10 protein-coding genes are annotated in these 13,388 nt (G+C 71.8%); 7 read left to right on the plus strand and 3 right to left on the minus strand.

From position 1 onward, the window contains the following. Nucleotides 1-6 precede the first annotated feature (6 nt). From ACTWLI_RS04345 to ACTWLI_RS04355, 3 genes are all read left to right on the plus strand, one after another. The gene (locus ACTWLI_RS04345) at nt 7-2,763 is read left to right on the plus strand and encodes a PEP/pyruvate-binding domain-containing protein (protein WP_445155452.1); all 2,757 of its coding nucleotides are present in this window, start codon (nt 7-9) and stop codon (nt 2,761-2,763) included. A 100-nt stretch (nt 2,764-2,863) separates the two neighbouring features. Then, nucleotides 2,864-3,868 (plus strand): alpha/beta hydrolase, encoded by a 1,005-nt coding sequence (locus ACTWLI_RS04350; RefSeq protein WP_445155453.1) that lies wholly within the window; start codon nt 2,864-2,866, stop codon nt 3,866-3,868. 36 nt (nt 3,869-3,904) lie between these two features. Then, nucleotides 3,905-4,846: an alpha/beta fold hydrolase gene (locus tag ACTWLI_RS04355; protein ID WP_445155454.1), complete on the plus strand. Its 942-nt coding sequence runs from the start codon at nt 3,905-3,907 to the stop codon at nt 4,844-4,846. Here the strand turns inward: ACTWLI_RS04355 and ACTWLI_RS04360 are convergent. Together ACTWLI_RS04360 and ACTWLI_RS04365 are read right to left on the minus strand one after the other, a co-directional pair. Further along, complete coding sequence (locus ACTWLI_RS04360; protein WP_445155455.1) at nt 4,843-5,037, minus strand: hypothetical protein; 195 nt, start codon at nt 5,035-5,037, stop codon at nt 4,843-4,845. The genes ACTWLI_RS04355 and ACTWLI_RS04360 overlap by 4 nt on opposite strands. Then, nucleotides 5,034-5,597 (minus strand): glycosyltransferase family A protein, encoded by a 564-nt coding sequence (locus tag ACTWLI_RS04365; protein WP_445155456.1) that lies wholly within the window; start codon nt 5,595-5,597, stop codon nt 5,034-5,036. The genes ACTWLI_RS04360 and ACTWLI_RS04365 overlap by 4 nt, the downstream gene beginning before the upstream one ends. A 157-nt stretch (nt 5,598-5,754) precedes the next feature. Between ACTWLI_RS04365 and ACTWLI_RS04370 the strand changes: the two genes are divergently transcribed. After that, entirely contained in the window at nt 5,755-5,958 is a 204-nt protein-coding gene (locus ACTWLI_RS04370) for a cold-shock protein (RefSeq protein WP_009357211.1), read from the plus strand. Between the two features lie 90 nt (nt 5,959-6,048). On the opposite strand, the gene ACTWLI_RS04375 is transcribed toward ACTWLI_RS04370, so the two are convergent. Beyond that, nucleotides 6,049-8,025, minus strand: a complete 1,977-nt coding sequence (locus ACTWLI_RS04375; RefSeq protein WP_445155457.1) for an amino acid transporter — start codon at nt 8,023-8,025, stop codon at nt 6,049-6,051. A 167-nt stretch (nt 8,026-8,192) separates the two neighbouring features. Between ACTWLI_RS04375 and ACTWLI_RS04380 the strand changes: the two genes are divergently transcribed. From ACTWLI_RS04380 to ACTWLI_RS04390, 3 genes are read left to right on the plus strand one after another with little or no spacing between them, the layout of a single operon-like run. Next, the gene (locus ACTWLI_RS04380) at nt 8,193-10,874 is read left to right on the plus strand and encodes a DUF4118 domain-containing protein (protein ID WP_445155458.1); all 2,682 of its coding nucleotides are present in this window, start codon (nt 8,193-8,195) and stop codon (nt 10,872-10,874) included. Next, nucleotides 10,871-11,545 carry a response regulator gene (locus ACTWLI_RS04385; RefSeq protein WP_445155459.1) on the plus strand — a complete coding sequence of 225 codons (675 nt, stop codon included), beginning with the start codon at nt 10,871-10,873 and terminating at the stop codon, nt 11,543-11,545. Before ACTWLI_RS04380 ends, ACTWLI_RS04385 begins: the two co-directional genes overlap by 4 nt. A gap of 52 nt (nt 11,546-11,597) precedes the next feature. Further along, nucleotides 11,598-13,379 carry a sensor domain-containing diguanylate cyclase gene (locus ACTWLI_RS04390; protein ID WP_445155460.1) on the plus strand — a complete coding sequence of 594 codons (1,782 nt, stop codon included), beginning with the start codon at nt 11,598-11,600 and terminating at the stop codon, nt 13,377-13,379. Nucleotides 13,380-13,388: the final 9 nt, after the last annotated feature.

Here is a 13,388-nt window from a genome sequence, read left to right on the forward strand (position 1 = left end):
CGGACCGTGCACACCGAGCCGGACGGCCCGCCGCCGGATCCCGCCGCCACCGCGCCCCTCCTGCTGGAACTGGACGGGCGGGGCACGACGACGCTGGGCCTGGTGGGCGGCAAGGCCCTGAACCTGGGCCGGCTCACCGCGGCCGGATTCCCGGTCCCCCGCGGCTTCTGCCTCACCACCGCCGCCTACCTGCTTGCGGTCCCGCCGGGCCTGGCCGAGCTGGCCGCCCGGCTCGACGGCGCGGGAAGCCCGGACACCGGGGCGGAAAGCCCCGAGGAACCGGAGCCGCTGGCCGAGAGCGCCCGCCGGCTGATCCTGGCCGCGCCGGTGCCCGCCGCAGTCGAGGACGCGGTGCGGGCCGCCTGCACCGCCCTCGGCGCGGAGACCGCCGTCGCGGTGCGCTCCTCGGCCACGGCGGAGGACCTGCCCTTCGCCAGCTTCGCCGGGCAGCAGGATTCCTTCCTCGACGTCGCCGGCGCCGACGCGGTCCTCGACGCCGTCCGCCGCTGCTGGGCTTCGCTGTGGAGCGACCGGGCGGTCGCCTACCGCTCCGCCAACGGCATCAGCCACCGCAGCGTCACCCTCGCCGTCGTCATCCAGCGCATGGTCGACGCCGCCAGCGCCGGCGTGCTCTTCACCGCCAACCCGCTGACCGGCACCCGGACCCAGACGGTGATCAATGCCAGCCGCGGGGCCGGGCAGGCTGTGGTCTCCGGCGCGGTGAACCCCGACCAGTTCACGCTGGACACCGCCACGGCCCGGATCCTGCACCGGGAGCGGGGATCCGCCGGCCCCGGGGCGGACTGGAGCATTTCCGTCCGCGAGCTGGCGGACCTGACCGTGCTGGGCAGCGCCGTGCAGCAGCTTTTCGGGACCCCGCAGGATATCGAGTGGGCCATCGACGCCGCGGGCAAGGCGTGGCTGACGCAGTCCCGGCCCATCACCACGCTGTATCCGCTGGAGGATCCGCTCTCGGACGACCCCGCCGCGCTCAACCCGGACCCCGACGCCGGTCCCCGGGTGTACATGTGCGGGACCCTGTTCCAGGGCCTCACCCGGCCGATCACTCCGATCGGGCTGGCCGCCATGGGCGTGATGCGCAACCGCAGGGGGCCCTGGCGCTACGTCAATCCCGGATTGCGGATGTACGTGGACGTGACCGCCATCCTGCGCAGCGCCTGGGGACGCCGCTACCTGACACGTGTGCTCCCGCTGGCGGACGGCCGGTCCGCCGCCGTGTTCCCGGAGCTACTCGCCGATCCGCGCTTTGCCGCCCCCCGGGGCGCCCGGCGGACGGCGCGGAAGCGGCCCCGCAAACCCGCCCCGGCGTCCCGGCCGGGGCGCGGCGCCCGCGGCAGCGAAACCGGCGCCAGCCTGGCCATGATGCTGGGCCTGCTGCCCGGACTGGTAGCCGCGGCACTGCACCCCGCGGCCGAACTCCGCCGGGCGGAGAGCTACGGAAAGCGCCTCGAGGCGCAGCTGCGCCTGCCCGAGCCGGCCACCGCGCAGCAACGCCTGGAGTTCGTCGAGCAGGTCGTCGACCGGAACATCGACGCCCTGATCCGGGCCACCCTCGCCGGGCCGTCCGTGGGCTACATCATGCTGGCGGTCGCCCGGAGGCTGCTGCGGGGCATCGCCGCGCCCCGGGAACTGGAGGCGGTGCTGCGCGGGCTGCCGCACAACGTGACCACCGAGATGGATTTGGAGCTCTGGCGGCTGGCGGTCGAGATCGGTTCGGAGTCCGCCGGGCGGGAGGCGTTCCTGTCCCGGGAGCCCGCTGCGCTCGCCGCCGCCTACCGTGACGGGGCCCTGCCGGAACCGGCGCAGGCCGGGGTCCGGCGGTTCCTCGCCCGGTACGGCCACCGTGCCGTGGCCGAGATCGACCTCGGTATGCCCCGCTGGTCCGAGGAGCCGGACCACATCCTGGGAATGATCTCCAACTACTTGCGGGTGGAGGACCCCGAGCAGGCCCCGGACCGGCAGTTCCGCCGCGCCGCGGAGCACGCGGAGGAAAGGATCCGCAGCCTGGTGCAGCGTGCGGCCGCGCGCGGAACATGGCGCGCCCGGCTGCTGGATCTGTCCCTCCGGCAGGTCCGGGAGCTGTCCGGGATGCGGGAGCTGCCCAAGTTCTACATCGTGAAGATCCTAGGCGAGATGCACCGTCAGCTCCTGCTGATCGGCGCCGACCTGGAGCGCGCCGGCGTCATCGCAGCCGCCGACGACGTTTTCTTCCTGGACTTCGCGGAGCTCCGGATCGGCCTGCGCGGAGCGTCCCTGCGGCCGCTCGTCGCCGAACGCCGCGGGCTGTACGACGTCGAACTGCGGCGGCGGCGGATCCCGCGCCTGCTGCTCTCCGACGGAACCGACGTCGAGGCCGCCGCGATGGCGAAGGCGCCGCCGTCGGACGCCCTGGCCGGGACCCCTGCCTCGGCCGGGACCGCGACCGGAACCGTCAGGGTGGTCCTTGACCCGGTAGGTGCCCGGCTGGAGCCCGGCGAGATCCTCGTGGCCCCTTCGACGGACCCCGGCTGGACCCCGTTGTTCATGACCGCCGGAGCGCTGGTCATGGAGATGGGCGGAGTCATCTCCCACGGTGCCGTGGTCGCCCGCGAGTACGGCATTCCCGCGGTGGTGGGCCTGCCGGAAGCCACGTTGCGGCTCCGCACCGGGCAGCGGGTCACTGTGGACGGGGCCGCCGGCACGGTCCGGGTGCTGCCCGACGGGGTGCCGGACAATAACCAGCCCGGCAGTCCGCCGGAGTAGCCCCGGCCCCGGGGGTTGGCGTGCCGAAGACCCAAGCAGGACAGGGCAGGGCAGGCTGCCCTCACCGAAATAGCACGACCGTGCCAGATAGAATGGCGGTATGACGCAGGCGCTTCAGCCCTCCCCGCAGGCCTCCTTCGCGTTCGGCTTGGCGCGCCGGGCGCGCGGGATCCTGCGCCGGGTCCCGGTCTGGGCCTGGAGGGCCCTGATGCGTGCGCTGGGTCCGGGCGAGGAGGCCCGCTTCAACGCCGACCCCGTCACCGGCGTCGACTACTTCCACGACATCGACTTTGTCGGCGACGGGATCCGGGCGCACCGCCTGGACGTGATCGCACCGCCCGGCGCGGCGGAGAGCGGCGGGGCCCTGCCGGTCTACGTGTACTTCCACGGCGGCGGCTGGACCTCCGGGGACAAGGCCCCGCTGACCAAGTACTGCGCCAGCCAGGCCCGTGGCGGCATGGTGGCGGTCAATGTGAACTACCGCAGGGCGCCGCGATTCCATATGGGCCACGTGCTCCAGGACGCCGATGCGGCCCTGGCCTGGGTCCGGGACAACATCGCCGGCTACGGCGGGGACCCCGGCCGCATCGTCCTGGGCGGCGACTCGGCCGGCGGGCAGATCGCCGCGCTGCTGGCCGCCGCCAGCTTCCATCCCGAGCTCTCCGGCCACCACGGGCTGGCCCCGGCGACCCCGGCCGCCAGCCTGCGCGGGCTGGTGCAGCACTGCAGCGTCACCGATTTCTCGGTGTTCTTCGAAAAGGGCTTTGTCCTCAGCCTGAACTTCGTCCGGATGCTGCTGCCCGCGGCCGGCCGGCGCGGGGCCGCGCAGCTGCGCGCCGCCGCGGCGTACCTGTCCCCGATTGAATGGCTCGATTCCCGCTTCCCGCCGGTCTTCGTGTCCACCTCGGAACGCGACTTCTTCTACACCGCGAACCTGAACTTCATCGAACGCCTGCGGCGGCACAGGGTGCACGTGGACACCCTGATCTACGGCTGGGACGCCCCCAACACGGAACACACCTGGCAGCAGGACTCCCGCCACCCGGAATCCCAGGAGGTCTACCGCCGGCTGCAGGCCTTCGTCCGCCGCGTCGCCGGAGCCTAGGGCCCGCACCGTCGCGCCGGCGGCTATCTTTAGTCCATGGCGTCAACAGGCCGTCGTCTTCCCGGCGCACCGGAGCCCGACCCCGAGGTCTTCGGGTCGGGGCTCATCGACGAGGCTGCCCGGCTGGACACCGCCCTCGACGACGTCGACTGGTTCACCCCGCCGCCCGGCGCGGTCCGCGGCGAATTCCAGGCCCCCAGCGGCACGCTCGCGACCCTGTCCATGGGCGACCCGGCCCACCCCCGGGTGCTGCTCATTCCGGGCGCCACCGGGTCCAAGGAAGATTTCTCGCTGATGCTGCCCCCGCTCGCCGCGGCCGGCTACTTTGTGGTCAGCTGCGACATCGCCGGCCAGTACGAATCGTCCGGGGCCGGTCCCGAACATCTTGACCCGCCGCGGAAACACTACGACTACCCCCTCTTCACGGCCGACCTGATCGCCCTGCTGGAGGCCGGGGGCGGTGCGGCGCACGTCGTCGGCTACTCCTTCGCGGCCGTCGTGGCCCAACTCGCGTATGCGCAGCGGCCCGAGCTGTTCCGCAGCCTGACCCTGCTCAGCTGCCCGCCCGAGCCCGGGAACAGTTTCCGAGGAGTCCAGCGGATAGGACGGTTCAGCGGCTGGGCCAGCCCCCGGGTCGGCGCCGCGCTGATGATCCTGGGTATCCGCAGCAACGTGGTCCGGGTCGCGCCCAACCGGATGCGCTTTGTCCGCCACCGGTTCGATTTCACCCGCCGGTCCTCGGTCAGCGACATCTTCGGACTCATGCAGCACGCCCCGGACCTCAGGCCGGTCCTCGCCGCGGCATCCCTGCCGAAGTTTGTCGCCGTCGGCGAACACGACCTGTGGCCGCTGGCCCTCCACCGGCGCTTCGCGCAGGCGATCGGCGCCAAGATCGCGGTCTACCGCGGCGGCCACAGCCCGAGCGAAACATCGCCGCACCAGATGAGCCGGGACCTGATCGCGCTCTACGCCGATTAGGCTCCCGGCCCGCGCCGCGGTCCGCGCTCCCACTGCCGGCGCCGCCGGCGTCGCCGCAGCGGCGGATCCGAGGCGAACTCGACGCCGAATGTCGTCCACGCCATAGAGAGCCGGCGGCCGACGTCGTGCCGGGTCGCGAAGGGCCGCGCCGAGACGCCGACCCGCAGCGTGGGGTCATAGACCACAGTCACCTCCGGGGGAGCTGGTAGGAGATGTCGAGGTCGTCGTGCACCGGGGGCAGGCCGCGGTGCACCCGGCCCCGGATCCGTTCCCAGACACCGGCCCGCAGGGCGAAATTCGAACCGAACAACGGTTTGTGCCCCAGCAGCAGCCCGATTGCCCAGAAGTAGCCTGCGATGTACACGCGGCGGCCCACCCACCGGGCCGCCCGGGTCCCGCCGTAGAAGTCCCCGGGCCCGGTTACCGCCGCCAGCGGACCGGCCCCGGCGAGGATCGACTCGACCCGTTCCAGCCAGTCCGGGGGCGGGACGGAGTCGGTGTCCAAGCGGGCGATGACCTCCGAGGCCGCCGCGTCGAAACCGCAGGCCGCGGCGGCGGCAATGCCGGGCAGGTCGACGGGGATCCGCCGCACCCCCGCGGCGGCGCAGACCGCGGCGGTAGAGTCCGTGCTGCCGTTGTCCACCACGATCACTTCATCGGCGCGGCGGCTCTGCCGGGCCAGGGCCTCGAGGCATCCCGCCAGCAGCCAGGCGTCATTCCGGGTCGGGATCACCACCGAAATTGTCGACATGGTGAGCCGACTATAGCCCCTGACCGGGCATAACTCCCGCGCTTTGGCTCTTGCACCCGGGCCCGGCGCCCCGTACGTTGGGGACAGCGGACGAATGTCTCCGCAGCCGTTGGCCTCGCGTGGCCGCCGGAGAGCAGCGTTTCAGAAGGATAAAGGCATGGCTACAGGCACAGTTAAATGGTTCAACGCCGAAAAGGGTTTTGGCTTCATTGCCCCGGATGACGGGTCGGCCGACGTTTTCGCCCACTACTCGGCAATCGCCACCAGCGGCTACCGCTCGCTGGACGAGAACCAGAAGGTCGAGTTCGACGTCACCCAGGGCCCGAAAGGCCCGCAGGCTGAGAACATCCGCCCGCTCTAAGCTCCCAGGAAAGCCCGGCCTGCCGGATCACTTCTCCTAGAAGAACAGCAGCCCCTCCGGAAGGATCCTTCCGGAGGGGCTGCTGCGTGTTCAGCCCACGTGGACCCACGGCCGGCGGGTCACCTCCGGCTCGGCTTCGCGCAGCACCTCCCGCGTGACCGGCGCGATCTCACCTTCGCCGAACGCGAGGAAGCGCAGCAGGTTGGTCAGCGGATTTCCCTCGGTCCAGCGGAAGTAGATGTGCGGCATCAGCCCGGTCACGTCCCGGATATGCAGCAGCACCGAGGCGATCGTGTTGGGCACCACGGGCCCGTGCACCTCCAGGATCCGGTAGCCGTGCCGGGTGATGCCCCGGACCTCAAGTTCGGTTTCGAAGTCCGAGGAGTCGTCCACAACGACTTCAAGGAACAGCGCCCGGTAGTCCAGCGGCAGGTGGCTGACCGCGATCGCCGACTCGAGCTTCTGCCGGTAGGCCTCCGGGCTCAGGCGCAGCGGCTCGTGCGCGACAATCCGCAGCGGCCCGTCCAGCTCGTCGGACATGAACTCGAGCGCCTGCCGGTCCAGGTGGACGTGGGTGGCGTGCAGCTCGAAGGAGCGGCGGGCCCGGGAGAGCAGGGAGATCACGATGATCGCGAGGATAAAGATCGACGCGATACGGATGCCCTCGGGACGTTCGATGATGTTGGCGACCGTGGTGTAGATGAACACGACGGCGATGACGCCGAAGCCGATGGTGCGCTTGCCCTGGCGTTTGCGGCGGGCCGACAGGGTCACCGCGACGGCGGCGGAGGTCATCAGCACCAGCACGCCGGTGGCGTACGCGCCGCCCTGGGCGTCGACGTCGGCCTCGAAGAGCCAGGTGATCAGGAACCCGATCAGGGTGAAGACCAGCACGAGCGGCCGCACGGCCCGCGCCCAGCCCGGGGCCATACCGTAGCGGGGCAGGTAGCGCGGCACGAGGTTGAGCAGCCCGGCCATGGCGGAAGCGCCGGCAAACCACAGGATGGCGATGGTGGAGATGTCGTAGACCGTGCCGAAACCGACCCCGAGGTATTCATGGGCCAGGAAGGCCAGGGCGCGCCCGTTGGCCTGGCCCCCCGGCTGGAACTCGGCCTCCGGGATGAGCACGACGGTGCTGAAGCTGCTCAGGAGCAGGAAGCTGCTCATGATCAGGGCGGCGGTGGTCAACAGCTTGCGCGCGCCCTGGATGCGGCCGGCGGGATACTCCTCGGTGTCCCCTGCCTGTCCCCGGATCTGGGGCATGACGGCGACGCCGGTCTCGAAGCCGGAGAGGCCCAGGGCGAGCTTGGGGAAGACCAGCAACGCGAACCCGACCGCCAGCAGCGGGTTCCCGTGCGAGGTGGAGATGGCCTGCCACCAGGTGCCCACGGCCGGCGGCTGGTTCAGCACCTCCCACAGCGACGCGGCCACCACCACGACGTTCAGGCCCAGGTAGAGCCCCACGATCACGACGGCGACGCCGATCGCCTCCTTGAAGCCGCGCAGGAACACGGCCCCGAGCAGGGCCAGGAGCAGCAGGGTGAGGGGGACAGTCTGGCCCTGCAGCCACGGCGGCGCCACCGGGTTCTGCACCAGGTGCGCCGTGGCGTCGGCGGCGGAGAGTGTCATGGTGATCATGAAGTCGGTCGCGGCGAAGCCGAGCAGGACCAGGACCAGGAGTTTGCCGCCCCAGCGCGGCATCAGCCGTTCCAGCATGGCGATGGAGCCTTCACCGCGGTGGCTCTCGCCGGCGACGCGGCGGTACACCGGCAGGGCGCCGAGCAGGGTGATGGCCACCAGCACCAGGGTCGCCAGCGGCGAGATCACCCCGGCGGCGAGCGCCGCGATCGCCGGCTGGTAGCCCAGGGTGGAGAAGTAGTCGACGCCGGTCAGGCACATGACCTGCCACCAGCTGTGCTTCTGTTCGTGGGCCGTGGGCACGCCGCCCGGGCCCTGGTGGGCACCCTTGCTGTCCTGGAGCCCTACCAGCAGCCAGTTCCGCAGCGTGGCCCTGCGCCGGGGCTTCAGCGCTGACGGATCGGCCGGCGGCCTGCTCAGGGTGGTCATCGTTTCCTTTCGTCGCGGCGCTTTGGGGACGGGCGGGCGCCGGGCGTCGCCCTCAATTGCGAAGCTAGCAGCGCGGAACCGGCACGGCCCTGCCCGGGGACGGATCTTGACGATTCCTTGATGCAGCGCCCTCCAGCCTGGGCGGCCCGGAATGGAAGAATGGCACCATGGCACGTGGAACGCTGCGGATCTTTCTGGGCGCGGCCCCCGGGGTGGGCAAGACCTACGCGATGCTGCGGGAAGGGCACCGGCTCCGGGAAGCCGGCGAGGACGTCGTCGTCGCCTTCGCCCGCGACCGCGGCCGCCGCGATACCCGGGAACTGCTCGCCGGCCTGGATGCCCTCGCACCCCGGCGCGTGCCGGTGAACGGGGTGGACGTCGAGGAACTGGACCTGGACGCCGTCCTGCGCCGGGCGCCGGCTACCGCGCTGGTCGACGAGTACGCCCACACCAACGCCCCCGGCAGCCGGAACGGGCACCGCTGGCAGGACATTGAAGAGCTGCTGGCGGCCGGAACCAACGTCCTGTCAACTCTCGACATCCACCAGCTGGCCTCGCTGTCCGACGTCGTCAGCGCCATCACCCGCGGGCGGCCCGCCGAGACCGTCCCCGACGGTATCGTCCGGCGGGCCGATCAGCTGCAGCTCGTCGACCTCTCCCCCGAGCTCCTGCGGCAGCGGCTGGCGGCCGGCAAGATCGTGCCGCCGGACCGGGTTGATGCGGCCATGTCGGGCTACTTCCGTCCCGGAAATCTGGCGGCGCTGCGCGAGCTGGCGCTGCTGTGGCTGGCGGACCGGGTGGACGAGGGTCTGGCCGCCGAGCCGCAGCACGGCCTGGGCAGCGCCACCGGGCCCGCCCGGGAGCGGATCGTGGTTGGACTGGGCGGGGGCAGCGACGGGGCGGCGTTGATCCGCCGCGGCGCCCGGCTGCTGACCCGGGTCAGTGGAAGCGGCCTGCAGGCTGTCCATGTGCGGGACCCGGACGGGTCCGCTGACGAGTCGCCGCAGGCCCTCAAAGCGCAGCGGCAGCTGGTGCAGGACCTGGGCGGCAGCTACCACGTTGTCACCGGCGGGGACCCCGCAGCGGCCCTGCTGGATTTCGCCCGCAGCGTCAACGCCACCCAGCTGGTGCTCGGGGCCTCCCACCGGGGGCCCGCCGCCCGGCTGAAGGCAGCGCTGCGCGGCGGCGGCACCACGGCGCGGACGCTCCGCGACTCCGGCGGCATCGATGTCCACCTGGTGACGCAGGACGGCCCGGTGCCCGAGGGGCGCCGGGCCCGGCACGAGGACCTGGGCCGACGCCGGGTCGCCGTCGGATTTGTCCTGGCCGTCGTGGTGCCCGCGCTGCTCCAGCTCGTGCTGGAGCTCAGCCCGGAGAAGAGCCTGGCCGCCTTCATGCTGGTGCAGCTCACCGGGTCGGTCGCTGTGGCGCTCGTGGGCGGCCTATGGCCGGCGGTCCTCGCTGCGCTGTGGAGCAGCCTGCTGGTGAACTACTTCTCCACGCCGCCGGTGGGAAACCTGGCCATCAGCGACGCGCAAAACGTCCTCGCCCTGCTGGTGTTCGTGGGCGTGTCCGCCGCGGTGGCCGTCGTCGTGGACGTCTCCGCCCGGCGATCCAAGGAAGCCGCGCGGGCCAGGACTGAGGCCGCCACCCTGGCGGAACTCTCGCGCAGGACCGCCGGCGCCGAGGACCCAGTGACGGGCCTGCTGGAGCAGGCCCTGGATGTCTTCCAGGCCAGTGGCGCCGCGGTGTACACGTCGGCCCCCGATAGCACGCTGGCACCCGGCGGCCCGGTCCCCTGGCGGCTGCTCGCCGGCGTCGGGGCCGCAGCGCCCGCTGACGCGGACGGCGGAACGGTGCCGTCTGCCACGGAGCCGCGGAGCGGGAACGTCGAACAGATCAATCCCACCACGCGGCTGGTGCTCACCGGCCGGGTCCTGCCCGCCAGCGACCGCCGCCTCCTGGCGGTGTTCGGCGCCCACCTCTCGGCCCAGCTGGAGAACCGGCAGCTGCTGGCCCGCCAAAACCAGCTGCGGCGGCTGGCTGAAAACAACACCGTGCGGGCCTCGTTGCTGCGCGCCGTCTCGCATGACCTCCGCACACCGCTCGCCGGGATCAAGCTGGCGGTGGGCGGATTGCGCCAGCCCGGTGTCCGCTACACCGAGGAGGAAGAGCACGAGCTGCTGCAGACCATCGAGGAGTGCTCCGACCGGCTCGACACCCTCGTGGGCAACCTGCTGGATATGTCACGGATCAGCTCCGACACTGCCACGCCGCTGCTGCGGCCCGTGCGCTGGTACGAGGCGGTCAGCGGCGGCCTGCGCGGGATCGCAACGGACCGGGTCCGGGTGGAGCTGCCAGCCAACATGCCCGAAGTGCAGGCGGATCCGGCCATGCTGGAACGCGTCATTGCGAACGTCGTGGAGAACGCGCTGAAATACGCCCCGGATTCCGACGTCGTGCTGACCGGCGCCGCAGGCGGCTTTGCCCTCTCCGCCGTGGACGGCCGACCGGCCGGGGAGCTGCGGATCATCGACCACGGAGCCGGCGTTCCGGCGGCGCAGGTCCTCGAGATGTTCCGCCCGTTCCAGCGGCTGGGCGACTCCGGTGCGGCCGGCGGCGTAGGGCTCGGCCTGGCCGTGGCCAAGGGGTTCACCGAGGCGATGGGCGGCCGGCTGGGCGCGGAAGCCACGCCCGGAGGCGGCCTGACCATGGTGATCAGCCTGCCGCTCGCCGAAGGCGTTCCGTTCCAGGGACGCCCCGGCCAGGCGCCGCTGGAAGCCCAGTCCGCGATGGCCAGCCGGCACCACGCCCCGCCGCTCCTGTCCTCGCCCACAGACCAGCCATGACCGCGGTGCTGGTGGTCGACGATGACCGCTACCTGTTGCGTGCCCTGCGCATCACGCTGCGCGCCCACGGCTACGAGGTCGCGGAGGCCGAGGATGGGCGCTCGGCGCTGCAGGCAGCCGCCCGCACACCGCCCGAACTGGTCATCCTCGACCTGGGGCTCCCCGACATGGACGGGACCGCGGTCCTGGCCAAGCTCCGGGACTTCAGCCAGGCCCCGGTCCTCGTGCTCTCGGCAAGGCATGGTTCCGAGGACAAGGTCCAAGCGCTCGACGCCGGTGCCGATGACTACCTCACCAAGCCGTTCGGCCTGGACGAACTCCTTGCCCGGCTCCGGGCCCTCCTGCGCCGGAGCAACGACACCGCCGCGCCGCAGGTGATCGCTACGGAGGCCTTCACCGTGGATCTGGGCAAGCGCCGGGTCACCCGCGGCGGCAAAGACATCCGGCTGACCCCGACCGAATGGAAGATGCTGGCGGTGCTGGTGCGGAACCCGGAGAAGCTCGTCACCCAGCAGCATCTGCTTTCGGAAGTGTGGGGTCCGGCCTACGCCAAGGAAACCAACTACCTGCGCGTGTACATGGCCCAGCTGCGCCGGAAGCTGGAGCCGGACGCGGCAGCGCCGCGCCACCTGATCACGGAGGCAGGCATCGGCTACCGCTTCCTGCCCTGACCGCCGCCGTCCCGGTTTCTCGCGTAGCCCCACCGCAATAGATACTGGGGCAATGGACTTTCACAGCGCTCCCGCCCGGGGGAACGCACCGCAGCCGCCGCTGCCCGAGGTTCCGCCCCAGCTGCGGGCCGTCCTCAACGGCATCCCCGCCATGGTGGGCTATTGGGACGCCGGGCTGCGCAACCGGCTGGCCAACGACGCGTACCGGGAGTGGTTCGGCGTCACGCCAGAACAGCTGCACGGCATGCACATCCAGGACCTGCTGAGCGAGGACGTGTTCCAGGCCAACTACCCGTACATGGCCAGGGTGCTTGAGGGGGAGCCGCAGCTTTTCAAGCGCACCCTCACTGATGCAAAGGGTGCCACCCGGTTCGCCGAGGTCTCCTACATGCCCGACGTGCGCGACGGCGACGGCGACGGCAGCGGCAGCGCCGGGGTCCAGGGCTTCTTCGTGATGGTCACGGACATCACCGAGCGGATCCTCGCCGAGCGCCGCCAGCAGCGCGACACGGACCGGTACCGGGCGCTCGCGCGCAGCGTTCCCGGCGTCTTCGTGCTGCTGTTCGATTCGGACCTGCGCTACCTGATCGCTGAAGGCCAGGAGCTGGAGTCCTTCGGCTACCGCTCCGCCGAGCTGGAGGGCCGGCGCATCCACGAGGTCCTCGACGGCAACCTGGCCAGTGAACTCGAGCCCCGCTACCGGGCGGCGCTGTTCGGGCAGGAGGTGTCCTGGAGCCGCCGGATCGGGCCCCGGACGTACCGGCTCAAGGCGGGCCCCGCGCAGTCCGACGACGGTGCCAGCACCGGCATGGTGGTGGCCGTGGACGTCACCGACCGGCTCCAGCAGGAAGAGACCTGGGCAGCCCTGCATGAGATCGCCACCGCCGTCGCCCGCAACGCCGCTCCGGCGGACATCTCGGAGCGGGTCGCCTTCATCCTGCGGGACCTCTTCGCCGTCGATTCGGCCGCCGTCGTCCGCTTTACCGGCGCCCTGTCAGCGGAAATCGTGGCCATGGCGCCGGCCCTGCCGCCCACCCTGGACCGCACCCAGGTCTTCTCGCTGTCGGACACCTCCGCCACCGTCCGCGTCGCCGCCACCGGCAAACCGGCCATCGTCGTCTACGGCCCGGAGGGCGGACCGGCCGCCGAGCAGATGCAGGCAGGGGGCTTCCGGTCCGCCGCTGCCGCCCCGATCAGGGTCCACGGAAGCCTGTGGGGCGTGGTGTCCCTGACCTCGAAGTCCGCCACCGGGGTGACCGGGGCGATGCTGGACCGCCTGGCGCAGTTCTCGGAACTGGTGGAGATCGCCATCGGCAACGCCGAGGCCCGCACCAGCCTGGAACTGCAGGCCACCACCGACCAGCTCAGCGGGCTGCCCAACCGGCGGGCCCTGGAGCAGCACCTGGCCCATGAGATCGAGCTGGCCGCGTCCCGCGGCACCAGTCTCAGCGCCATCGTCCTGGACATCGACCACTTCAAGCGGGTCAACGACACCTTCGGCCACCTCATGGGCGACGAAGTGCTCGCCGACGTCGCCGCCCGGCTCCGCGCAGTGGCGCGCCAGGACGAAATCGTGGCCCGCTTCGGCGGGGAGGAGTTCGTCTGGCTGCTGCCGGGCACCGACGGCGCGGAGGCCCTGGCGGCGGCGGAACGGGCCCGCGCGGCCATCGAGGCGGAACCGTTCGGCGACGTCGGCCGGATCACCGTCTCCGCCGGCGTCTGCGAGCTCCGCGACGCCGGAAGCCACAGCCTGCTGGCGTGCGCGGACCGGGCGCTCTACGCGGCGAAGCACGCCGGCCGGAACCGCAGCGAACGCTACGGCGCCGGCAGCTAAGGGACGCGA

It is taken from the genome of Arthrobacter sp. Hor0625, assembly GCF_052567525.1.

What these genes read in the sequence shown, in the direction of transcription:
- ACTWLI_RS04350 (WP_445155453.1), top strand. Translation starts at nt 2,864, where the DNA reads ATGACGCAGGCGCTTCAGCCCTCCCCGCAGGCCTCCTTCGCGTTCGGC.
- ACTWLI_RS04355 (WP_445155454.1), top strand. Translation starts at nt 3,905, where the DNA reads ATGGCGTCAACAGGCCGTCGTCTTCCCGGCGCACCGGAGCCCGACCCC.
- ACTWLI_RS04365 (WP_445155456.1), bottom strand. Translation starts at nt 5,597, where the DNA reads ATGTCGACAATTTCGGTGGTGATCCCGACCCGGAATGACGCCTGGCTG.
- ACTWLI_RS04370 (WP_009357211.1), top strand. Translation starts at nt 5,755, where the DNA reads ATGGCTACAGGCACAGTTAAATGGTTCAACGCCGAAAAGGGTTTTGGC.
- ACTWLI_RS04375 (WP_445155457.1), bottom strand. Translation starts at nt 8,025, where the DNA reads ATGACCACCCTGAGCAGGCCGCCGGCCGATCCGTCAGCGCTGAAGCCC.
- ACTWLI_RS04380 (WP_445155458.1), top strand. Translation starts at nt 8,193, where the DNA reads ATGGCACGTGGAACGCTGCGGATCTTTCTGGGCGCGGCCCCCGGGGTG.
- ACTWLI_RS04385 (WP_445155459.1), top strand. Translation starts at nt 10,871, where the DNA reads ATGACCGCGGTGCTGGTGGTCGACGATGACCGCTACCTGTTGCGTGCC.
- ACTWLI_RS04390 (WP_445155460.1), top strand. Translation starts at nt 11,598, where the DNA reads ATGGACTTTCACAGCGCTCCCGCCCGGGGGAACGCACCGCAGCCGCCG.